The sequence below is a fragment of the Paenibacillus aurantiacus genome (genome assembly GCF_042431225.1).
Classification (GTDB): domain Bacteria; phylum Bacillota; class Bacilli; order Paenibacillales; family Paenibacillaceae; genus Paenibacillus_Z; species Paenibacillus_Z aurantiacus.
This window is the reverse complement of record NZ_JBHMDO010000010.1, coordinates 193,011-215,709: the sequence shown is the minus strand read 5'-3', so window position 1 is coordinate 215,709 and position 22,699 is coordinate 193,011. Positions and strand designations below refer to the sequence as shown.

22 protein-coding genes and 1 other RNA gene are annotated in these 22,699 nt (G+C 56.1%); 21 read left to right on the top strand and 2 right to left on the bottom strand.

What is annotated here, in order from left to right:
- The first annotated feature begins 330 nt into the window (after nucleotides 1-330).
- The 10 genes from glyQ (at nucleotide 331) to rnpB (ending at nucleotide 11,028) form a co-directional block, all read left to right on the top strand.
- Nucleotides 331-1,218 carry a glycine--tRNA ligase subunit alpha gene (glyQ, locus tag ACFFSY_RS05980; RefSeq protein ID WP_377491341.1) on the top strand — a complete coding sequence of 296 codons (888 nt, stop codon included), beginning with the start codon at nucleotides 331-333 and terminating at the stop codon, nucleotides 1,216-1,218.
- Complete coding sequence (gene glyS / locus ACFFSY_RS05975) at nucleotides 1,211-3,292, top strand: glycine--tRNA ligase subunit beta (RefSeq protein ID WP_377491338.1); 2,082 nt, start codon at nucleotides 1,211-1,213, stop codon at nucleotides 3,290-3,292. The genes glyQ and glyS overlap by 8 nt, the downstream gene beginning before the upstream one ends.
- Before the next feature lie 11 nt (nucleotides 3,293-3,303).
- Nucleotides 3,304-4,125, top strand: coding sequence for a pyruvate, water dikinase regulatory protein (locus ACFFSY_RS05970; protein ID WP_377491335.1), 822 nt, complete (start codon nucleotides 3,304-3,306; stop codon nucleotides 4,123-4,125).
- Nucleotides 4,126-4,232: 107 nt separating this feature from the next.
- Nucleotides 4,233-4,706 (top strand): YaiI/YqxD family protein, encoded by a 474-nt coding sequence (locus ACFFSY_RS05965; RefSeq protein ID WP_377491332.1) that lies wholly within the window; start codon nucleotides 4,233-4,235, stop codon nucleotides 4,704-4,706.
- A gap of 41 nt (nucleotides 4,707-4,747) precedes the next feature.
- Nucleotides 4,748-6,598: a DNA primase gene (dnaG, locus tag ACFFSY_RS05960; protein ID WP_377491329.1), complete on the top strand. Its 1,851-nt coding sequence runs from the start codon at nucleotides 4,748-4,750 to the stop codon at nucleotides 6,596-6,598.
- 32 nt (nucleotides 6,599-6,630) lie between these two features.
- Nucleotides 6,631-7,761, top strand: a complete 1,131-nt coding sequence (rpoD, locus tag ACFFSY_RS05955) for an RNA polymerase sigma factor RpoD (protein WP_148928466.1) — start codon at nucleotides 6,631-6,633, stop codon at nucleotides 7,759-7,761.
- A gap of 80 nt (nucleotides 7,762-7,841) precedes the next feature.
- The gene (locus ACFFSY_RS05950; RefSeq protein ID WP_377491326.1) at nucleotides 7,842-8,669 is read left to right on the top strand and encodes a hypothetical protein; all 828 of its coding nucleotides are present in this window, start codon (nucleotides 7,842-7,844) and stop codon (nucleotides 8,667-8,669) included.
- 2 nt (nucleotides 8,670-8,671) lie between these two features.
- Complete coding sequence (locus ACFFSY_RS05945) at nucleotides 8,672-9,457, top strand: tRNA (adenine(22)-N(1))-methyltransferase (RefSeq protein WP_377491323.1); 786 nt, start codon at nucleotides 8,672-8,674, stop codon at nucleotides 9,455-9,457.
- Complete coding sequence (locus ACFFSY_RS05940; protein ID WP_377491320.1) at nucleotides 9,424-10,545, top strand: Nif3-like dinuclear metal center hexameric protein; 1,122 nt, start codon at nucleotides 9,424-9,426, stop codon at nucleotides 10,543-10,545. The genes ACFFSY_RS05945 and ACFFSY_RS05940 overlap by 34 nt, the downstream gene beginning before the upstream one ends.
- 80 nt (nucleotides 10,546-10,625) lie before the next feature.
- Nucleotides 10,626-11,028: RNase P RNA component class A (gene rnpB, locus ACFFSY_RS05935), an RNA gene on the top strand.
- Nucleotides 11,029-11,183: 155 nt separating this feature from the next.
- Here rnpB and ACFFSY_RS05930 read toward each other — a convergent pair.
- Nucleotides 11,184-12,995: a S8 family peptidase gene (locus ACFFSY_RS05930; RefSeq protein ID WP_377491317.1), complete on the bottom strand. Its 1,812-nt coding sequence runs from the start codon at nucleotides 12,993-12,995 to the stop codon at nucleotides 11,184-11,186.
- 205 nt (nucleotides 12,996-13,200) lie between these two features.
- Here ACFFSY_RS05930 and ACFFSY_RS05925 point away from each other — a divergent pair, with 205 nt between their 5' ends.
- The 6 genes from ACFFSY_RS05925 to thiI all read left to right on the top strand — a co-directional run bounded on the left by ACFFSY_RS05925 (nucleotide 13,201) and on the right by thiI (nucleotide 17,770).
- Nucleotides 13,201-13,701, top strand: coding sequence for a YpuI family protein (locus ACFFSY_RS05925; RefSeq protein ID WP_377491314.1), 501 nt, complete (start codon nucleotides 13,201-13,203; stop codon nucleotides 13,699-13,701).
- Nucleotides 13,702-13,756: 55 nt separating this feature from the next.
- Entirely contained in the window at nucleotides 13,757-13,966 is a 210-nt protein-coding gene (locus ACFFSY_RS05920; RefSeq protein WP_377491311.1) for a DUF1540 domain-containing protein, read from the top strand.
- 3 nt (nucleotides 13,967-13,969) lie between these two features.
- Nucleotides 13,970-14,368, top strand: coding sequence for a hypothetical protein (locus ACFFSY_RS05915; protein ID WP_377491308.1), 399 nt, complete (start codon nucleotides 13,970-13,972; stop codon nucleotides 14,366-14,368).
- 144 nt (nucleotides 14,369-14,512) lie between these two features.
- Nucleotides 14,513-15,253 carry a lytic transglycosylase domain-containing protein gene (locus ACFFSY_RS05910; protein ID WP_377491305.1) on the top strand — a complete coding sequence of 247 codons (741 nt, stop codon included), beginning with the start codon at nucleotides 14,513-14,515 and terminating at the stop codon, nucleotides 15,251-15,253.
- Between the two features lie 106 nt (nucleotides 15,254-15,359).
- Entirely contained in the window at nucleotides 15,360-16,550 is a 1,191-nt protein-coding gene (locus tag ACFFSY_RS05905) for a cysteine desulfurase family protein (RefSeq protein ID WP_377491302.1), read from the top strand.
- Nucleotides 16,547-17,770: a tRNA uracil 4-sulfurtransferase ThiI gene (thiI, locus tag ACFFSY_RS05900; RefSeq protein ID WP_377491299.1), complete on the top strand. Its 1,224-nt coding sequence runs from the start codon at nucleotides 16,547-16,549 to the stop codon at nucleotides 17,768-17,770. The genes ACFFSY_RS05905 and thiI overlap by 4 nt, the downstream gene beginning before the upstream one ends.
- A gap of 41 nt (nucleotides 17,771-17,811) precedes the next feature.
- Here thiI and ACFFSY_RS05895 read toward each other — a convergent pair whose 3' ends face one another.
- Nucleotides 17,812-18,513 carry a TerC family protein gene (locus ACFFSY_RS05895; RefSeq protein WP_377491296.1) on the bottom strand — a complete coding sequence of 234 codons (702 nt, stop codon included), beginning with the start codon at nucleotides 18,511-18,513 and terminating at the stop codon, nucleotides 17,812-17,814.
- A gap of 143 nt (nucleotides 18,514-18,656) precedes the next feature.
- On the opposite strand from ACFFSY_RS05895, the gene ACFFSY_RS05890 reads away from it, so the two are divergent.
- From ACFFSY_RS05890 to ACFFSY_RS05870, 5 genes are all read left to right on the top strand, one after another.
- Nucleotides 18,657-19,319, top strand: coding sequence for a TerC family protein (locus ACFFSY_RS05890; RefSeq protein ID WP_377491293.1), 663 nt, complete (start codon nucleotides 18,657-18,659; stop codon nucleotides 19,317-19,319).
- A gap of 216 nt (nucleotides 19,320-19,535) precedes the next feature.
- Nucleotides 19,536-20,018 (top strand): hypothetical protein, encoded by a 483-nt coding sequence (locus tag ACFFSY_RS05885; RefSeq protein WP_377491290.1) that lies wholly within the window; start codon nucleotides 19,536-19,538, stop codon nucleotides 20,016-20,018.
- A 49-nt stretch (nucleotides 20,019-20,067) separates the two neighbouring features.
- Nucleotides 20,068-21,909, top strand: a complete 1,842-nt coding sequence (gene typA / locus ACFFSY_RS05880; protein ID WP_377491287.1) for a translational GTPase TypA — start codon at nucleotides 20,068-20,070, stop codon at nucleotides 21,907-21,909.
- A gap of 113 nt (nucleotides 21,910-22,022) precedes the next feature.
- Nucleotides 22,023-22,352, top strand: coding sequence for a YlaH-like family protein (locus ACFFSY_RS05875; RefSeq protein WP_377491284.1), 330 nt, complete (start codon nucleotides 22,023-22,025; stop codon nucleotides 22,350-22,352).
- Nucleotides 22,353-22,412: 60 nt separating this feature from the next.
- Nucleotides 22,413-22,685, top strand: coding sequence for a hypothetical protein (locus ACFFSY_RS05870; RefSeq protein ID WP_377491281.1), 273 nt, complete (start codon nucleotides 22,413-22,415; stop codon nucleotides 22,683-22,685).
- Nucleotides 22,686-22,699: the final 14 nt, after the last annotated feature.

Genomic DNA, 22,699 nt, shown 5'->3' with positions numbered 1-22,699 from the left:
GGCTATGATAAGGCATTATGAATATGGGCAATGAGGGAGAAAGTAATCGATTTGGTCGCATGGCCAGCGAGCCGGGGATAGTGCAAGCCCGGTCTAGATCAATCGGCGAAGGGCGCTCCGGAGTCCGGCAAGCAGGAACGAAAGCGGGTTCTGGGCAAGCTGCGAAGTTGCGGCTCGCAGAAGAACCAAGTAGGGTGGAACCGCGGGAGATATGCTCTCGTCCCTATGTCTGATCATCGGGCATAGAGACGGGAGCTTTTTTGCATGCCTGGGGCTAGCGCTTGGTGACAAGAAATACCAATACCAAGAAGAAGGGAAGTAACGCGAGAGATGAATTTTCAAAACATGATTTTGACGCTCCAGCAGTTCTGGGCGGAACAGAACTGTATTCTCGTTCAGCCGTACGACACCGAGAAAGGTGCCGGTACGATGAACCCGATGACATTCCTTCGCACGATCGGACCTGAGCCGTGGAACGTGGCGTACGTCGAGCCTTCGCGCCGCCCGGCCGACGGCCGCTACGGGGAGAACCCGAACCGCTTGTACCAGCATCATCAGTTCCAGGTCATCCTGAAGCCGTCCCCGGATAACATTCAAGAGCTGTACCTCGAGAGCCTGAAGCGTCTGGGCATCGATCCGCTCCATCATGATATCCGTTTCGTCGAGGACAACTGGGAATCGCCGACGCTCGGCGCTTGGGGACTTGGCTGGGAAGTATGGCTGGACGGCATGGAGATTACGCAGTTCACCTACTTCCAGCAGGTCGGCGGCATTGACGCGAACCCAGTCGCCGTCGAAATTACATACGGCATGGAGCGTCTGGCTTCCTACATCCAGGACAAAGAAAATGTGTTCGATCTGGAATGGGTCGACGGCGTAACGTACGGCGACGTGTTCAAACAGCCGGAATACGAGCATTCCAAGTATACGTTCGAGACGTCGGACGCGGCTATGCTCTTCCAGTTGTTCAACATGTACGAGGAAGAAGCGAAGAAGACCATGGATCAGAAACTGGTCTTCCCGGCTTACGACTACGTGCTTAAGTGCTCCCATACGTTCAACCTGCTGGATGCGCGCGGCGCGATCAGCGTCACAGAGCGCACGGGCTACATCATGCGAGTGCGCAATCTGGCACGCGCTTGCGCGGCGACATACTTGGAGGAGCGCGAGCGTCTCGGCTTCCCGCTGCTTAAGAAAGGAGTGAGCGCAAATGGCTAAAGATTTGCTGCTGGAGATTGGACTTGAGGAAGTGCCGGCGCGTTTCGTGCGCGGCGCGATGAACCAACTGAAAGAGAAGACGGTCAAATGGCTGGAGAACGCGCGCATTCCGCATGGTGAAGTGAAAGCCTTCGCGACGCCGCGGCGTCTGGCGGTGCTGATTCAAGGCGTCGAAGAGAAACAGGCCGACGTGAGCGAAGAAGTGAAAGGTCCTTCGCGCAAAATCGCGCAGGACGAGAGCGGTGCCTGGAGTAAAGCGGCGCTCGGCTTTGCTCGCAGCCAAGGCGTTGACCCGGCCGACTTCTACTTCAAAGAGCTGGGCGGTGTCGAGTATGTATACGCGAACAAGAGCAGCGTCGGCACGATTACGAGCGAAGTGCTGCCGGAAGGCTTGTCCGCGATCGTGACGTCGATGTCGTTCCCGAAGAACATGCGCTGGGGCGCGTATGATCTGAAATTCGTCCGTCCAATCAAGTGGATGATCGCCTTGTTCGGCGAAGAAGTGGTGCCGTTCGAAATCACGGGTGTACACACTGGCAAGACGACGCGCGGACATCGCTTCCTGGGCGGCGAGACGGTCGTGGGCGAGCCGCGGGAATACGAGGCGAAACTGAAAGAGCAGCAAGTGATCGTGGACGTCGAAGAGCGCGAGCGGCTCATTCTCAACCAGATCGAGACGCTTGCGGCCGACAAAGGCTGGAACATCGCGGTGAAGGAAGACCTGCTGGAGGAAGTTCTGTTCCTGGTCGAATATCCGAATGTACTGTTCGGCACCTTCGATCCGGCTTTCCTGAACATCCCGCAGGACGTGCTAATCACATCGATGCGCGAGCATCAGCGTTACTTCCCGGTGCTGGATGGCGAGGGCAAGCTGCTGCCGTTCTTCGTAACGGTTCGCAATGGCGACCGCACGTCCATCGAGCAAGTGGCCAAAGGAAACGAGAAGGTGCTGCGCGCCCGTCTGTCGGATGCGAAATTCTTCTACGAAGAAGACCAGAAGCTCGCCATTAAGGATGCCCTCGCGAAACTTGCAACGATCGTCTATCACGAAGAGCTTGGCACGGTAGCGGACAAGGTGCGGCGTATTCAATTGACGGCGAGCAAGCTGTCGGACGCGCTCGGAGTGCAGTCGCGCGTGCTGGACGACGTGAACCGCGCGGCGGCGATTTGCAAATTCGATCTCGTGACGCAGATGGTTTATGAGTTCCCGGAGCTGCAAGGGGTCATGGGCGAAGACTACGCCCGCAAGGCAGGCGAGCGCGACGAAGTCGCGCAGGCCATCAACGAACACTACCAGCCGCGTTTTGCGGGTGATCGCGCCCCGGCCTCGCTCGTCGGCGCCATCGTGAGCATCGCGGACAAAATCGACACGATTGTCGGCTGCTTCTCAATCGGGATTATTCCGACGGGCTCGCAAGATCCGTACGCGCTGCGCCGCCAAGCGGCGGGCATCGTCCAGATTATACTCGCGCACGGCTTGAAACTGCCGTTCGATACGCTGTTCAGTCTTTCGCTGGACGTACATCAAGGACGAGGAATGAAACGCGAAGCTGGCGACATTCGTAAAGATCTGCATGAATTTTTCGGCCTGCGCGTAAAGAATGTGCTTTCGGAGCAGGGTATCCGGTATGACGTCGTCGAAGCAGTTATGGCTGCAGGGTATGGCGATCTGCGCCATACGATCGATCGCGCATCCGCGCTCACAGCCGCGGCGGCTGGCGAACGTCAAGCCGAGTTCAAGCTCGTGGTCGACGCTCTGACGCGCGCCAGCAATTTGGCCGCGAAGGCGACGACGCGAGAAGTGAAGCCAGAGCTGTTCGCTGATGAGGCCGAGCATGCACTGTACCAAGCGTTCAATACCGTCAAGCCGGAAGTCGATGCCGCCCTGGAAGCGGGAGACTCGGCTTTGGCCATTCGGGAGCTGTCGGTTTTGAAGGATGCGATTAACGGTTACTTCGAACGTGTAATGGTAATGGCTGAAGAGGAGCATGTTCGCGCGAACCGGCTAGCCACACTGGCGTTGATCGCGGAGCAATCCGCGCGCATCGCCGATTTGTCCAAATTGGTTTGGTAGGAGGATAAGCTATGGCTGCCAGTACGCAAGCTGAAGTAATCATCTACGTGGTTTCGGATTCCGCCGGCGATACCGGGGAGCTCGTCGTACGGGCGGCCGTCGCCCAGTTCCATCCGATCTCGGCCGATATTCGCCGGGCACCCTTCGTTCAGGACGAAGCGGCCGCCGCGCGCATTGTCGAGCTGGCGAAGGAAGCAGGCGCCATCATACTTTATACGCTCGTCCTCCCGCAATTGCGGGAGTGCCTGAACAACTTGGCGCTGGAGCAAGGCGTGCCTGCTATCGATTTGCTCGGCACGCTTGTGGGCAGCCTCGAGCAGAAGACCGGACGCAAGTCTCGTCAAGAGCCTGGCCTTAACCACGTGCTCGACGAGGATTATTTCCGGAAGGTCGAAGCAGTCGAATTCGCCGTCAAGTATGACGATATGCGGGACACGACGGGCATAACCAAAGCCGATATCGTGCTGGTCGGCGTATCGCGTACGTCGAAGACGCCGCTGTCGATGTACTTGGCGCACAAGAAATTCAAGGTCGCGAACGTGCCGCTGATGCCGGAGCTTACGCCGCCGGATGAGCTGTTCCGCATTCCGAAGGAGAAGATCGTGGGTCTAACGATCGGCGTTCATTATTTGAACGTCATCCGCAAGGAACGCCTGAAAGCGCTCGGTCTTCCGGATAGCGCGGCTTACGCGACGCCGACCCGGATTGAACGGGAGCTCGCGCATGCGAACGAAATCATGACAAAGCTTGGCTGCGTCGTCATCGACGTGTCGCACCGGGCAGTAGAAGAAACGGCCAGTTTGATCATGGAAAGCATTGTGAAAACATCCTAACCTTTTCGCAAAGAAACTTTGCAAAGTACCCTTGACAAGCAGGATTTTTTTGTTCTTTGCCGTATATAATAGTACGGTACTTTACCAGAAAATGCGGTGAACCTAGAGTGGCGACAAGGTCTGAACCCTATATTGTCGTGGATGCGGATGCTTGTCCGGTCAAACGGGAAATCGTGCAGGTCGCGCGCAGTCTCGCAGTGGAGGTGCTGATGATCGCTTCGTTCGATCATCGGCTGGAAGCCGAGCCCGGGGTGCGCGTCGTTCAGGTCGACAGAAGCGATCAGTCTGTCGACCTTTACATAGCCAACCATGTCGGAAGGGGAGACATCGTGATTACGCAGGACTTCGGTCTTGCGGTCGTCGTGCTGGCGAAAGGCGCGATTGCGCTTTCACCGCGCGGGCAAGAGTATGACGAGCGGAACATCGATTTCTTGATGGAACGCCGCCATGAACTTGCCAAGCGACGCCGCAGCGGCGGCAAGACGAGAGGACCCAAGGCGATGACGGACGAGGACCGTTACCGGTTTCAGCAAAAGCTGACAAAAGTTTTGCTCCATCGGCAGGAGATTGGTGAACCATAGCGAATAGTATTACGTGTCATTTTGGATGAAGGTGAAGTTCATTGGCTTACGAGAAAATACCGGATTCCGTCATTGAAGCGGTACTTCGGCATCATGATATCGTAGATACGGTGGGCAAATACGTTCAGCTTTCCAAGCAGGGGAAATACATGAAAGGGCTTTGCCCGTTTCATTCCGAGCGTACGCCATCGTTCACGGTCACGCCGGAAAAACAAATATTTCACTGTTATGGATGCGGAACGGGCGGCAACGCTATCAAGTTTATTCAGGAAATCGAGGAATACTCGTTCCCTGAAGCCGTGAAGGTCATGGCGCAGGAAGCTGGCATCCCGTTCGATTGGACGGCTGCGGATGCGGCGCCCTCGCCGGCGGATCTCGAGCGAGAGAAGCTGATCGAAGCGCACGAACTGACCGCCAAATTGTATAACTACCTGTTGAAGAACACGACGCATGGCCAGCAGGCGATGGCCTATTTGCGGAATCGGGGCGTCACCGACAAGCAAATCGATCACTTCAACATCGGTTATGCGCCGCGGGAATGGGATACGCTCGTGCGTTTCCTCGACCAGCGCAAATTCGATCTGGCCCTTATGGAGAAGGGCGGATTGATCATTGCCAAGAATGACGGAAGCGGCTATGTCGACCGGTTCAGGGAGCGCATCATGTTCCCGCTCTGGAGCCGGGAAGGAAAGACGATCGCGCTCGCCGGGCGGCTCATGGGCGAAGGCCAGCCCAAGTATTTGAACTCGCCGGAGACGCGTTTGTTCAACAAAAGCAGGAACCTGTACAATTTTCATCATGCTCGCGTGGACATGCGCAAGCATCGGCGCGTTGTTTTATTCGAAGGGTATATGGACGTTATCAAAGCATGGAGCGCCGGCGTGAACAACGGCGTCGCCTCGATGGGCACCTCGCTGACGGAGGAACACGCCGCGCTCCTTCAACGGAACGTAGACGAGGCAATCATCTGTTACGATGGCGACAATGCGGGGATGGCCGCCGCGCTCAAGACGATCCCGCTGCTTGAGAAGACGGGGCTTAAAGTGCAAGTGGCGGTGCTCCCGCAAGGGATGGATCCGGACGAATACATCGAGAAGCATGGCGCGAACGCGTTTATGCGCGAGATGATCGAGCACCCGGTGTCGGCCACGAAATTTAAGCTAATATATGCCAAGAAAAACCATATACTCCTAGAAGAAGAAGGGCGCAAGGATTACCTGCTTGAAGCAGCCGGCATTATCGCCGCGCTGGACTCTCCAATTGAAAGGGAAATCTATCTCAAAGATTTGTCCCGGGAATTCGATATACCTATTGAGGTGCTCAAACAGGACGTCTTCCATCACCGGGAAAAGTCCTACAAAATGAAACCGCAAAGGGATAAGAACGACAATTGGTGGAATACTGGTAGGAATGAAAACCGTCGTGTGCCCAATACGCCCGCTATCCCGCAAGCTCCGCCGGTTTTGCCGGCTTACCAGTCCGCCGAACGCAGGCTGCTGGCCCGGATGCTGCAGGATGCCGAGGTCGCGCAGGCCGTGCACGACAAGCTCGGAGACGCATTTAACGTAGAGGATCACGCAGCGCTTGCTGCTTATTTATACGCTTATTATGCGCAAGGCCATGATCCCGATGTCAGCCGGTTTATCGCTTTGCTCCAAGACGACCGTCTGGAACGGACAGCCGCTTCGATCCTGATGACGGAGGATAACTTCCCTTTCGACGAGGGACTGCTGGAGGACTTTATCCGAGAAATCCGCAAAGTGCCGCTGCAGCGGGAGATCGAACGGAAAAGAGAAGAAATGGTGCGTGCAGAGCGCTCCGGCGACATGTTATTGGCTGCAAGAATTGGAATTGAGATCAATACCCTAGAACGCAATATAAAGCAACGGTAGGCTTATATTTCTAGGGGGGAGGGAGTCGTATTATGGCGAACGATCAACATACTGAATTGGATGCTGAACAGAAGCTGGATCTTGTCAAGGAACAGCTGATTGAACAGGGGAAGAAACGATCCACATTAACGTACAAAGATATCATGGAGAAGCTTTCCCCGTTCGATCAAGACCCGGAACAAATCGACGAGTTCTTCGAGCAGCTCGACGATCACGGCATTGAAGTGGTCAATGAAAGCGACGAAGATCACCGCCCGAGCATTGGGGGGGACGACCAGGAGCGCGAGCACGACGACTTCAATTTCGACGACGATTTGGCACTCCCGCCAGGCATCAAAATCAATGACCCGGTACGAATGTATTTGAAAGAAATCGGCCGCGTGCCGCTGCTCTCCGCCGATGACGAGGTTGAGCTTGCGAAGCGGATCGAGCATGGCGACGAAGAGGCGAAACGCCGTCTGGCCGAGGCGAACCTTCGTCTGGTGGTCAGTATCGCCAAGCGCTATGTTGGCCGTGGCATGCTGTTCCTTGACCTGATTCAGGAAGGCAATATGGGCCTGATCAAGGCGGTCGAGAAGTTCGACCATACGAAAGGCTATAAATTCAGTACGTATGCGACATGGTGGATTCGCCAAGCGATCACGCGCGCAATTGCAGACCAAGCGCGTACGATCCGGATTCCCGTTCACATGGTCGAGACGATCAATAAACTCGTGCGTGTGTCCAGACAACTGCTGCAAGAGCTCGGCCGCGAGCCAAGCCCGGAAGAGATCGCGCAGGAGATGGACCTGTCCACCGAGAAGGTTCGCGAGATTATGAAAATCGCGCAGGAGCCAGTATCGCTCGAGACGCCGATTGGTGAAGAAGACGATTCGCATCTGGGAGACTTCATTGAGGATCAGGAGGCGCTCGCGCCAGCTGATGCGGCTGCTTATGAGCTGTTGAAGGAACAATTGGAAGATGTGCTGGATACGCTCACTGAACGCGAGGAGAATGTGCTTCGTCTGCGTTTCGGTCTGGACGACGGCAGAACGCGCACGTTGGAGGAAGTCGGCAAAGTGTTCGGCGTTACGCGCGAGCGGATTCGTCAGATTGAAGCGAAAGCGCTGCGTAAGCTGCGTCATCCTAGCCGGAGCAAACGATTGAAAGATTTCTTGGAATAATCGAAAGGGGACCCTCTGCCATGCAAGCAGCGAGGTCCCTTTTCCTTCAAGGGCAGCGCTAACATGAGGGGAAGTCTTACATGGATCAGGAACGTCGTAAAACGATCATTCGGGAAATCGAGCATTGGCAGCGGAGCAAGCTGCTCCCGGAACATTACTGCGATTTTCTGCTCAACTTGTATCTAGAGACGGGCGAAGTCAGGGAACCCGTCTATTTGTCAGGCAAAGCGGTGAAAGCCATCAAGACGGCTTCCGGCCTCAGTTGGCTCCTTGCATTTGGCATTTTTTCCTTGATCTGCTTCGTTGTACTTCATTTTAACGCTTTTCACCCGCTATTGCAAATAGGGGTAACGGCTTCTGGCGTCGTCCTTTTGCTGCTGCTTGGACAACGTTTTCGGGATAAAAACGAGACCGTCGGCATCGGGTTGATCGGCATCGGCATGCTGCTGATGTTAGGCGCGGGCATCTATATGCTGCAGCTTCACGGCCTGGAGCAGTGGGGCTGGCAGGTAAGCTGGCTCGGCTTCTGTTCCCTGTTCTGGGTGGCGATTGGCATACTCGCGCGAATTCCGCTGCTCCATCTCGGCGGTTGGATCGCGTCCTTCCTCGTCTACGGGCTGCTCATCTCCCGCAACGCGAACGAACCACAGTGGTACGAGGTGCAAATTTTTTGGCTGCCGCTGTCGATCGTGTTCGGCTGGTGCAGCTGGTTCTTCCATCGCTGGTCCAAAAGCATTGCTGCCGTCCTGTTCGCCACGTCCGCTATCGTGTGGCTGATGCCGGAGCTGTATACCGCGGTGTTCATGGACGAGCAAGGGTGGTTTCAAGTTCAATTAATCGTTAAAATCGTGGTGGAAGGCGGATTGCTCTTCGCCTTGCGAAAAAAATGGATTGCGTGGGTTGCTTAAGTATGATGAAGTTATCGAAACGATTGCAAACAATCGCGGATCGGGTTACCCCTGGTTCGCGTACGGCGGATATCGGCTCCGATCATGCATTGCTGCCGGTCTACCTCGTTCAAAGCGGCCGTGTACCGTCCGCGATTGCGGGCGAGCTCAATACTGGACCTTATCAGGCGGCATGCAAAGCGGCGGCCAGCGCCGGACTGACGGCGGTTATTGCGGTGCGTCAAGGCGACGGCTTGTGCGTGCTTCATCCAGGTGAAGCGGATACCGTGACGATTGCGGGGATGGGCGGCAGTCTCATGGCCGATATTCTGGAGGCTGGCAGGCTTTCCGGCAAACTGGAGGGGGTTCGGGAGCTCGTGCTTCAGCCGAACGTGGGCGAGGAATTCGTCCGCCGCTGGCTGGTGCGTCATGGCTGGACGCTAACGGACGAGACGGTGTTGGAAGAAGACGGCCGGTTCTACGAAGTGCTGCATGCCGTGCTGATGCCATCCGAGGAGTCCGATAATGCGGGCTTGTATGATCCGTCGTTCCTGAACAAGCCGGCTTCCCAAACGGAGTTGTGGACGAACTGGCTTTATCGCATGGGGCCGCATTTGCTCCGTCAACCTACCTTAACGCTTCATAAGAAATGGGAGCATGAAATCGGGAAGTTGGAGCGGATCCTCGCGCAGATGGCCGGCTCTGATACGCCGGATGCCCGCGCGAAGGAAGCCGAATTCAGAATGGAAATCGCACAAATCCAGGAGGTGCTCGCATGTACGCCAACGGACAAACCGTCATCCAACTAATGGAGCAGCTGGCTCCGAAACATTACGCGGTGGAGAATGACCGGATTGGCCTTCAGCTGGGCACCCTGCAGAAGGACATCACGAAGGTGCTGATCGCGCTCGACGTGACCGACGACGTCGTGGAGGAAGCGATCCGGCTCGGTGCGGAATTGATCATCGCGCATCACGCGATTATTTACCGGCCGCTGGCGAAGCTCGACACATCTACGCCGGCGGGCAAATTGTACGAGAAGCTCATCAAACACGATATCGCCGTGTATATCTCGCATACGAATCTCGATGTAGCCGAAGGCGGCATCAACGATTGGATGGCGGATATGCTCGGGATTGATGGCGAGAAGCGGGCCGCGCTGGAAGACGTACATACCGACAAGCTGAATAAGCTCGTCGTGTTCGTGCCGCAGGATCATCACGAACAGGTGCTGCAGGCGCTGTGGAAGGCGGGCGCGGGCGAGATTGGAAACTACAGCTGCTGCAGCTTCAACATCGAAGGGACGGGCACATTCGTCCCCGGCGACGGAACCGATCCGTTCATCGGCGAGCAGGGCAAGCTTGCGCGCGTCCCGGAGATGCGCATCGAGACGATCGTGCCGCAAAGCGTCCAGAAACGCGTCGTGCAGGCGATGCTGAAGGCGCATCCTTACGAAGAAGTTGCCTATGATTTATATCCGATGGATCTGAAGGGCCGTACATTCGGTCTTGGACGAGTCGGCAAGCTGGCGGAGGCGACCACGCTCGGTGAGTTCGCAGAGCGCGTCAAGCAGGTATTCGACGTGCCGGCGGTCAGAATCGTAGGCGAGCAGGGGCAAGCGGTTCGCAAAGTGGCCGTATTGGGCGGCTCCGGCGCGCGTTACGTCCGTCATGCGCTGTTCGCCGGCGCAGACGTATTGGTCACCGGCGATATTGATTACCACACCGCGCATGACGCGCTTGCGGCAGGACTTGCAATCGTCGATGCCGGCCATAATATCGAGAAAATCATGAAACCTCGCGTGGCCGAATGGCTGGGCCAACAATTGGCGGAGCGCAAATACGCGACCGTTGCGGTGGCATCGGACATTTCGACCGAAGTGTTTCGGTTCGTGTAGCTGGCAGCGTTTTGGCGAAGCCGCCAAACGTTACCCGCTTGAGCTTGCGCCTCATTCCGTGTATACTAGCTAAGCACCGGAAAGTTTGACAGACAATCGCTGGCGGCTTCGGCCGCGAGAGGAAAGTCCGGGCTCCATAGGGCAGGATGCTGGATAACGTCCAGTCGGCGCGAGCCGAAGGATAGTGCCACAGAAATGGACCGCCGATGGCCGGCCGCAAGGCAGGCACAGGCAAGGGTGGAACCGTGGTGTAAGAGACCACGAGCGCCGTTGGCGACAACGGGGCTGGTAAACCCCATCTGGAGCAAGACCGAGAGAACGCAGCGCTTTAAGCGCGCCCTTGCCCGGGGAGCGTTCGGGTGTGTCGCTTGAGCCTGTTAGCAATGGCAGGCCTAGATAGATGATTGTCGCTTCAATGGTGGGAGGGTTGTTCCCGTTCGGACCACCGGAAGTACAGAACCCGGCTTACGGCAAACTTTCCGAACTTTTCTCTTGTTAACAAACAAAGGCCCTCCGCTTTCCGAAGGAACTCCTTCGGAATCGCGGAAGGCCTTTTTGCTTCACGCAAATTTAGCCGCAGCACTGCCCAATGCCATATCGAGACAGCCGATGCCCTGACATTTGCGAATGCTGAGATGTTACGGAGAGATCTTCGCTGATTTCGCCGCTTCAAGCGCACGGACAATATCGATCTGTCCGTAGCCGAAGTACGGGTCTTTCCCAGGCTTACCCAAGTCCCTCGCCGTATGGCGCATAATATCCATAACCTCTTTGTTCGAGAGTTTCGGATTGAGCGAGCGGATCAAGCCGGCAAGGGCTGCTACATGCGGGCTGGCCATCGATGTGCCGGACAGCGCCGCGTACTGGCTGCCTGGATAAGTGCTGGCGATGCTGGCGCCCGGGGCCGCGACGTCGATATAGTCGCCGTAGTTGGAGAAGGACGACTTCGCCCCGTCCGGGTCAGTCGATGCGACGGCGAGCACTTCCGGATAAGCGGCGGGAAAGCCCGGCCTTTCCGTATTGTCGTTGCCACTGGCCGCGATCAAGACAACATCGTGGTCGTAGGCGTATTTGACCGCATCGTGAAGAAATTCCGCCTGCGCATAGTTGCCTAGGCTCATATTAATGACTTTGGCCCCGTTATCGGTGGCCCAGATCAAGCCCTCGGCAACCGAATAAGTCGAGCCCGCGCCGCTCGCATCCAGCACCTTGACCGGTAAAACTTTGTTGTACCAAGAGATGCCGGCGACTCCTTCGTTATTATTCACATTGGCGGCGATGATCCCGGCTACATGGGTGCCGTGGCCGACGTCATCATCGGACGGCGAGTCCGGCGACACCATATTGTTGCCTTTAGCCAGCTTGCCTACCAAATCGGGATGATCCAGCTGTACGCCGGTATCGAGCACGCCGATCAGCACACCGGATCCTTTGGATACGCTCCAGCCTTTCTCGGTTTCAATGGAAGGCAAATTCCATTGATAATCCGAGTACAGCACGTCGTTCGGCACAATGGAACGGTTCGCGTTAACGGCCGTATCATTGGTTAAATACAAATAATGAGGCTCCACGTACAGCACATCCCAGTTCTTCTTCAAATACGCCATCATGTCTTCGGTCAGATGGTGCTGGGAACGGATGACATACGTATAGCCGAGCTTACGGACGAATTGAGCGGCCAGATCGCGCTTGATCTTCGCCAGGTCGGCGTCGGTTGGCGTCTGACGGAATTTCACGACAACCTCGTTAATGTGGTAATGGCTCGCGTTGCCGTTATCTTCACCGCTGTTGACTGTCGTGTCCTGCATCGTGTTCGGTTTGACCGATTCGATTTTATACTTGCCTTCAGCCGGATACGGAACCAGCCTTAGGTTCCGGCGCTGGTGCATGCCGATGTTATTGACCAAGTCCTGTCGGATGATGCCGACAACGCCGTCGCCTTTCATGCGGAGACTTGGGACGGTCATGACGACGTAACGATGTCCGCCTGGCTCGATTGTATTGGAGTGAAATTCTTTGCCTTGCTTGAGATTCGCGAGGGCGACGGCAAGCGCTTCGCTCATATCTGGGAATTGCGGATACGGCACGACGCCTTGCGTCGTTGTCTCGCCGTTTTGCAGCCATTGGACATAAACCATCTGTTTATGCTTATCCATCATTTGGCGCAGATGCTCAGATCTCGCTTTTCCTTTGGTCGAAGAGGTCATCAGCTTGCGGAAATTGATGCTGCATTCGCTCGAGCACAGCATGGCCGTCGCTTTCATGTCCTCCTGGACCGCCCGAATTTTCATCGTATGCTCATGGTGCGCATTCAGTGTCTTGGCTTGATCGGCCTGCAGTCTCTTCAAGTTGTGGTCGTTGTCCGTAGGCGCGCCAAACCAAGGCGTGATCGGAATGAGAAAAGCAACGGCTGCAGCCGCGGCGAACCAGCCTATCCATTTGCGTCGCATGCGTAATCAGGCTCCTTTATCCCTATAATGTGATGGAAAATGAAATCGAAGCCGTCCTGCTCGGTTTCGCTCACGCTTAAGATTCAGCCCTGGACATGAAATTATACGGTTTTCAGGTGTAATCGGGAGTACCATCCCCCAGCATTTTGTGGTACTATGTTGTTGCCTTGAAGTTTTGTTTTGGAGAATGAAAGGGGATCTACCTATGCCATCGACAAACGTGAAACCGCTCAGCGAATCAACCAGGGAGAAACTGAAGCAAGCGATTGGCCAACTGGAAACGTTTTTGAATGCATACGCGCTTCCACAGCTTGCTGCAGAAGATGAAAGCAATGAAGCAGAGCTTTTTTATAAAGGGTTGCTGTCCGATCTTCGTCATCTGCTCGTCTTTTCGGAAGTGGCCGTCGAGAAGCTCGGCGTTGCGCTGAGACGTCCAACGTTTGATATCGAGTTTGCCGAACGCGCGCTGTACGAAGTGTATCATCAATCCGTCAATGCCTTTTTCTATCCGAAGAACGAATGCTACTCCGAAGACGGACGCTACGCATATACGGGCCAAGACGCGATTCGCTTCCGCAGTAAACCAGTGCGGGCTGCGCGCGATATCGTGCTTTCCGTTTCCAAAATTTTCGAAGAGCTGCGTGACGATCTCGCTTATTACGAGAACGACTACATGACCGCGCGCAGAATGCAAGGGCAAAAATAAACAGTCATAATGCACCCCCGCATCAGGGCAACTTGATGACGGGGGTGATTGATTTATGCCGAATGGCGTAAGCTGCAGCGTATCCAACTGTTCGTTCTGGGGCCAGGGCAACCAGTGCAACGCGAAGGAGATCCACGTAGAGATCGATCGGCATGCGCATTCCGATTTTGGCGCGGAGATGGCGGAGGAAGGCTTCCTGCATCAAGACAAAGCAAAGGATTCCGCAACCACTTGCTGTCACACCTTTAAGCCAAAGGGGGAATAGCCGATGGATCGCGAACAGACACGGGAATACAGTCCCTATGACGACACGGAGACGTGTCCGGAAGTGGGACGGTGTAATCGCAAGGACGACGATGCGTTCAAGGAAGAGATGGCCGCGGAATTCGCCGTACCCGTTACCGGTCTGAACAGGCGCTCCCGAAGCCGGGAAGAAAGCGTACGCGCCACGCGTTCAGCCGGCAGAGCGGCGGGCTGGACGGGCTTGATCATCGCCATCATGTCGTGGTTCGTATGGCCGGTACTGCTTGGATTGTCGGCCGCATTCATCGGATTCGTCGCATTTCGTCAAGGCAGCCGCGGGCTTGGCGTTTGGTCCATGACGCTCGGGTTGATCGCAGCAGCATCTTATCTCGTTCTCATTCCTCTTTACTATGCGCTAACCTAGATCAGAGCCGGTGGGCATTCCCGCCGGCTTTTCCATATAAAAAACGACCGGCACGACTAGCGGACAAGCGCGAAAAAATGTAGAATAAGTACATACTTTGTCATCATCCATATCGCTGACATACCGATCAGAGGGGGCGAACTTATGAACATCGATCCGCGCGTACTCAAGACACTGCTTCAGCTTCAAATGTCTTCGAATCTTGGTTCAGCTGACTCCAACGCGAGCGGCGGCACCGATAATGCATCCATGTTTAATGCGGTGCTCCAGCAGCTGATGTCGGATCCCGACAGCAATGGCGCCGCGCTGTCCGCTTTGTCGAATGCGGGAGCGCTAAACAACGATTCGACCTCGGCGATGTTTCTTCAGCCGCTAGTAGCCGCGTCTTACGGTAGTTCGGCCGCGCAGCAGGGAATCTCGCAAGCTAGCGGCACGGAGCTAAGCTCGGCCCCGGTATCCGGTGGTTCGAATTCGTCGTATGACGAACTGATCAATCAGGCGGGTTCGAAATACGGCGTGTCGCCGTCGCTGATCAAAGCCGTCATCGACACCGAATCTTCGTTTAACGCCAATGCCGAGTCGGGTGCCGGGGCGAAAGGGCTAATGCAGCTCATGGACGGAACGGCGAGAGGACTCGGCGTGACAGACTCTTTCGATCCGCAGCAGAATATCGAAGGCGGCACGAAGTTTCTGGCTTATTTGCTGGACAAGTACGGCGGCAACGAGAAGGCGGCTTTGGCGGCGTACAATGCAGGTCCGGGCCGAGTCGACCGCGCCGGAATCAAGACGAACGAAGACTTTACGGCGCTGATGGGCAATTTGCCGAAGGAGACGCAGAAGTACGTCGGCAAAGTGCTTGGCGCTATGGGCGAATATACAGCGTAAGACGTTACGGTTTTAAGGGGGATCACGTCAGCCGCACAGCGCGCCGAGTTCGCGTCGTGCGCCGGATCGTGATCTTTCTTTTTGTTTGCATAAAGGAGGGGAATCCATGCATTACTTCGATCATTGTGCCTCCACGCCGCCGAAGAAGGAAGTCATCCGCGCGATGGCGGAAGTCATGGAGCGGCATTACGCGAATCCTTCCTCGCTGCACCGGGCGGGGCTCGAAGCAGCCAAGCTGCTGGCTCGCGCGCGTGCCGTAATCGCAGAGGCGTTCGCGACGGAAGCGGACGAATGGACGTTCACGTCCGGCGGGACGGAGAGCAACAGCATGGCCATCCTTGGCGCGGCGCGGCACTATAAGGGGAGGGGCCGGCATCTCATTACAACCCGCATGGAACATGCTTCGGTTTACGAAGCTTTCAGAGCGCTGGAAGCGGAAGGTTTCCAGGTGACGTATTTGCCGGCGAACGGGGAAGGACGCATAGAGCCGGAACAGGTCGAGGCAGCTTTAACGGACGATACCATTCTGGTCAGCGTCATGCACGTCAACAACGAGACGGGGGCGGTTCAGCCGATCGAGGCGATCGGGAAGATGCTGCGCGGCCGCCGTCAGACGTTATTCCATGTGGATGGCGTACAAAGCGCAGGCAAACTCCCGATCCGTCTCCGGGATTGGGGCATCGATCTCTTCAGCGCCTCGGCTCATAAAATCGGGGGTCCCCGCGGATGCGGATTGTTGTACGCCAAAGAAGGCACGTCGCTCGCTCCGCTGCTCACGGGCGGGGGCCAGGAGGCTGGACGACGGCCGGGAACGGAAAATGTGCCAGCGATCGTCGCGACGGCCAAAGCATTCCGTCTGGCGCTGGAAGAGCAGCCGGAGCGGATCCGCAGCATGAGCGCGCTGCGCGAGCAGTTGGTCGGCGTCATAGCGGAGATGCCCCAGCTTCGGCCAAATGGCGGCAAGGCGGTCCAGGACGAGCAGGGCAGAATCGTCATGGCGCCGCATATCGTACACTTCTCCTACCCGGGGATGAAGCCTGAAGTCGTCATTCATATGCTGGAGGAGCGGGGGTTCCTCGTATCGACCCAATCAGCTTGCTCCTCCAAGAGCAGCAAGCCAAGCCGTGTACTCGAAGCGATGGGGCTGCCCCACGCCATCGCCTCAAGCGGCATTCGGGTCAGCTTCGGCGACGAGCATGACGTGCATGCGGTCGCCAGCTTGGGTCAGGCGCTGCGGGATACCGTGGCGGCGCTCTCGCACCTGGAACGCAAGGAAGGAAGGAACGAGACCACATGATAGCACCAGACATGATATTGATTCGATTTGGCGAATTTACCATCAAAGGACGCAACCGTAAACATTTTGAGAGGAAAATGGTGGAGCAGGTAAAGCGCGTCATGACGCCTTTCCCGGCGGCCAAACTGATCCAGACGTTCGGTCGGCTGTACATTCAGCTGAACGGAGAGTCTTACGAGGCGGCAGCGGCCAAACTGAAGCACGTGTTCGGGATCGTCTCCTTCTCGCCGGTGCGGCACACGGAGCTGGATTTGGAAGCCATTCGCGCCGCAGCGCTGGAAGTCATGCGCGAGCAGCCGTCCGAGCCCCGCACATTCAAGGTGTCCGTCCGCCGTGTCGTGAAGACGTTCCCGCACGATTCTCAGGAGATGAATCGTCTCGTCGGCGGCCATGTGCTTCGTGCCATGGCGGAGCTCAAGGTCGACGTACGCAAGCCGGAAGTTCATTTGCGCGTCGAGCTTCAGCCGGAAGGGGCGTTCGTGTTCAGCGACGTGATTCCCGCGGCGGGCGGCTTCCCTTACGGGACGAACGGCAAGGCGATGCTCATGTTGTCCGGCGGCATCGACAGTCCGGTAGCCGGGTACTTGGCTATGCGCAAAGGGCTGGAAATCGAAGCGATCCATTTTCACAGCTATCCGTTCACAAGCGAGCAGGCCAAAGACAAGGTCATTACGCTTGCCCGCAGGTTATCGGAGATTAGCGGCGCGAAGCTGAAGCTGCACCTGGTGTCGTTTACGGACATCCAGACCTCCTTCACGCAGTGCAACCAAGACCATCTGATCATTACGCTGATGAGGCGATCGATGCTGCGGATCGGTCAGCTGCTCGCGGAGAGGTCCGAAGCGCTCGGCATCGTGACGGGGGATAGCTTGGGACAGGTCGCAAGCCAGACGCTCGGCAGCATGAACGTCATCGGTCGCGATATCGACCTGCCGCTGCTTCGGCCGCTCATTATGACGGACAAGCAGGAGATCATTAATCTCGCTGAGGAAATCGGTACGTACGAGACGTCCATTCTGCCTTACGAGGACTGCTGCACGTTATTCGTGCCGAGATCGCCAAGCACGAATCCGAACTTGAACGTGGTGCGGAAAGTCGAATCGTTCGTGCCGAATTTGGCGGGGATGATCGAAGAGGCTGTACGAACGACGGAGACCATCGTAATCAAGCCGGATGAGCTGTCGCAGGTGCACAAGGCGGGCGAGGATGAATGGTTCTAATCTAGAGGAAATAAGGATGAACTAGCAAAAAAGCAGAGGACCTAGTGGGTCTCTCTGCTTTTTTCGGTTACGTGTTTGGCTTTCGCGTTATTCTTCCACAGACCTGCCGCGACGATAACGATGACGATCAGAATCATGAACGACCAGCGGAAAAGCTCGTTCTCGTCGAAGAACGACGCAATCTTCTGTTCGTGCGTAATCATCTTCGCCGCCGTGTAAGCGAGGACGGCCGAGCCGACGTACACGATCCAAGGGAAGCGGCCGATCAGCTTGATGAAAAGCGTGCTGCCCCACACGACGATCGGAATGCTGATAATGAGGCCCAAGATAACGAGCAGGTAATCGCCATGCGCGGCGCCCGCGACGGCAATGACGTTGTCAAGACCCATCGCCGCGTCGGCGATGATGATCGTGCGCACCGATTGCCACAGCGTATTGCCGGCTTTGATGTTGTCGCCGTGGTTGTTATCGTCCACCAACAATTTGTAGGCGATCCAGAGAAGCAGTATGCCGCCCGCGAGCAACAGCCAAGGGATATCGAGCAGATATACGACCAGCATCGTCGCCACGGCGCGTATGGCGACCGCGCCTACCGTGCCCCAGATGACCGCTTTCTTCTGCTGGTGCTTCGGCAAGTTCCGCGCAGCCAGGCCGATGACGATCGCGTTATCGCCCGCAAGGATCAGGTCGATGAACACGATGGTGAGCAAGGCTGAGAAAAACTCGAGTGAGAATAGTTCCAACTTCTATTGCCCCTTTCTTCTACATCTCCATAGACTACATTAATTACGGCGGAAGTCCAAGATGGATTCAAAAAAATTTGGGACATATCCCTCCCCGGATGAACATACAAGTTACATATAATCCATTTATGCGGGAGGATCCCTTGGACAGCCTTGTAACGTTTATTGAGATTGTGTTTATCAACGTCCTGTTGAGCGGCGATAACGCGGTCGTCATCGCGCTTGCCGCCCAGCAGCTGCCGAAGGAACAACGCAAGAAAGCGGTGTGGTGGGGAGCGGGAGCCGCAGTCGCGCTGCGCTGCTTGCTGACCTTGGTCGCCATAACGCTCTTGGAACTGCCGTTCATCCAGATTGCCGGCGCGCTTATGCTGTTCATCATTGCTGTCAAGCTGGTGACGGACGCGGCAGGCGGACAACATGAAGATGACGCCAAACAGGTTCGGAGGGCAGGCTCGCTCGGACAGGCTGTACGCACGATCATTGCGGCGGATTTCATTATGAGTTTGGATAACGTACTGGCCGTCGCGGCCGTTGCGGACGGCGAGCCGATTCTAATTCTGCTCGGCATCGCGCTCAGCATACCGATGATCATCTGGGGAAGCCAGCTGCTCAGCAAGCTGCTCGTCAAATTCCCGCTCCTCGTATATCTAGGCGGTGGGCTGCTTGGATTCGCCGCGGGGGAGATGCTCGTTCATGACCCGCTACTTGTTCCTCATCTCGCCTCGCTGCACACGCTAGAGCATGCGATCCCGGTTCTGTGCGTGCCGCTTGTCATCGTTGTCGCATTGCTTCGTCTTCGCAGATGAGGCTGTGCGTCTTTTTTTATGGCGAAAAAGATCGAACCGTACTGGTTTTTTGCCTTCCATTCCATTAAACTATAGGAATGACAAGAAGAAACGGCTTACGACCGGTACTTGCATAGGTTTGGATGTTTCTGCCTTTGGGGAATATAAGCCGTGTATAAGCAGCCGCCTTATACGTTCTTATATTGTTAATATCGCGTCGAGAGAAGGGAAGCTTGCATGTCGAGAAATAATTACGCGATCGGCATCGTCTTTTTGATCGCCGGAGCGGTTATTTTGCTCGGGAAGCTGGGGTTGTTCGCGTTTATCGGAACGAATTTCTGGCCGCTGTTCGTTTTGATCCCCGGGATACTGCTGCACGTGCTGTTCTTCGGCCGCATGCTGCCGACAGTCGCGCTCATACCCGGGGCTATTCTTACGGTCAGCGCCTTGATCTTTTTCTTCTGCATCGCATTGGGATGGCACCACATGCAGGTCCTGTGGCCGCTGCTGGTGTTCGGGGTCGCCATCGGCTTGTACGAGTATCACCTATTTGAAATGTCCCATCCCAAGGTGCCGCTTACAGCGGCCATCATTTTGGCGCTCGTATCGATCTCGTTCTTCGTCATCATGCTGTTCTGGGGCTGGGGGCTTTACCTGATTGCGGCCGCGCTGATTCTGGTCGGCGCATGGCTTGTCGCAGGTCGGAGAACGCGCTGGTAGTCGGATTTATGAAGTAAGCAAAACTTAAACATTTGGAGTGGATAAGAACATGCAAGCAAGAGAAAACATTCGGAACATCGCCATCATCGCCCACGTCGACCATGGCAAAACGACCCTCGTCGACAAGCTGCTTCAACAGTCCGGTACGTACCGGGACAACGAAGCGGTGCAAGAGAGAGCGATGGATTCGAATGACCTCGAACGCGAACGCGGCATTACGATTCTCGCGAAGAACACGGCGATCACGTATAAGGATTACCTGATCAACATCGTTGATACGCCAGGACATGCCGACTTCGGCGGCGAAGTTGAACGGATCATGAAAATGGTCGACGGCGTTCTGCTCGTGGTCGATGCGTTCGAAGGCTGTATGCCGCAAACGAAATTCGTCCTTCGCAAGGCGCTTGAGCACCAGCTGACGCCGATCGTCGTCCTGAACAAAATCGACCGCCCGAACGCGCGTCCGACTGAAGTGGTCGACGAAGTGCTGGACCTGTTCATCGAGCTCGGCGCGAACGACGAGCAGCTCGAATTCCCGGTCGTCTACGCATCCGCGCTGATGGGTACGTCGAGCCTGGATCCGGAGAAACAAGACGAGAACATGCAGGCGCTGTACGAGACGATCGTCAGCCACATCCCATCGCCGACAGAGAGCGTGGACGAGCCGCTGCAATACCTCGTCACGCTGCTTGACTATAATGAATATCTCGGCCGTATCGCCATCGGCCGCGTCAACCGCGGCAAGATCCGTCAAGGCCAGTCGGTTGCGGTCATGACCCGCGAAGGCGCGACCAAGCAAGCGCGGATCGAGAAGCTGTTCGGCTTCCAAGGCTTGAAGCGGATCGAGATCGAAGAAGCGGGCGCGGGCGACATCGTCGCTGTCGCGGGCATCAAGGAAATCAACATCGGCGAGACCATTGCCGATCCGGCTAACCCGGAGGCGCTGCCGGTTCTGAAGATCGACGAGCCGACCCTCCAGATGACGTTCCTCGTCAACAACAGCCCGTTCGCGGGACGCGAAGGCAAGTGGGTTACATCCCGCAAGCTGCGCGAGCGTCTCTTCAAGGAGCTGGAGACAGACGTTGCGCTCCGCGTTGAAGAAACCGAGAGCCCGGACGCTTTCATCGTCTCTGGCCGCGGCGAGCTTCACCTGGGTATTCTCATCGAGAACATGCGCCGCGAAGGCTACGAGCTGCAAGTATCGAAGCCTGAAGTTATCATCAAAGAAATCGACGGTTCCAAAATGGAGCCTTACGAGCGTCTGATCATCGACGTGCCAGAAGAGAGCACGGGCTCCGTTATGGAGAGCCTCGGAACCCGCAAAGCCGAGATGGTCAACATGATCAACAACGGCACGGGCCAAGTCCGCTTGGAGTTCATCATTCCAGCGCGCGGCCTGATCGGCTACCGCACGCACTTCTTGACGCTGACGCGCGGCTACGGCATCATGAACCACGCGTTCGACAGCTACGGTCCGCTTGCAGGCGCATCGGTCGGCGGACGTCACCAAGGCGTACTCGTCTCCAGTGAGAATGGCACATCGACATTCTACGGCATGATGTCCGTGGAAGACCGCGGCATCCTCTTCATGGAGCCGGGAACGGAAGTGTACGAAGGCATGATCGTCGGCGAGCACAACCGCGATTCCGACATCATCGTCAACATTTGCAAAGAGAAACAGCTGACGAACATCCGTTCCGCGACGAAAGACGACACCGTTCGTCTGAAGACGCCAGTGCTGTTCTCCCTCGAACAAGCGCTGGAGTACTTGAACGACGACGAGTATTGCGAAGTGACGCCGAAATCCATCCGTCTTCGCAAGAAGCTGTTGAATAAGTCCGAGCGCGAGCGTGCCGAGAAACAGCGCAAGATGGCACAATCCAACGCATAAGCATTGAAACTTTTGGCCTCGGGCCGTCGTCTAACAGATGGCAGCCCGGGGCCGATCAAATTTTCGCTGCGGCTTGATCCGCCGTGGTTGAAGACCCGAGAGGAGCGTCCATTATGCAACAGTGGCTGCATGACCATCCCGTCATCTCTTATATTTTGATTTTCTGCTTCGTCGTGTATATCTTCAATAGCGTATTCCGCGCTCAGAAGCGGCTGCCGATTCTGAAGGAAATTCTCGTTCATGTCATCATGGCATTCGGTTCGTTCGTCCTGTGGATCCTGCAGTACGACTTGCTGCCGATCATTCAGTGCATGGCGGTGGCAGTCGGCATGATGCTCATGCTGCGGGGGCGTCAGCTTTACGACAAGTGGAAAGGCAATGGCAAGACGGAAGCGAAGCCGGAAGCGCAAGCGAGCGCCACGGCGGAGAATAAACTTGGCTAGTACGAGCGTTTAGGCGATCAAGAGCAAGGGAATTCTTCATGTCAGGGGGCTTAACATCCCATGAGGTTCGAAGATGCGGTGTTTAACTGGCTTCAAATTCAAATGGTAGCGCAGGCGCGCCCGGACGATCGAGCCGCCGCCGATACGCTGGACTTCTTTCGCCAGCTGCTGAAGGAAGATCATGAAGTCTCGGAAATACGGGTCGAGCGCGTCGATGATTCGATGATACATATCCGAATTGAACAAGGCGGACGTTCGAAGCTGCAGATGATCGATCGGTCGGCCGGGGAGCAGCTGTTGGCCGACATCAACTCGAACCCGAAATACAACTAACAAGGTGAAACGTA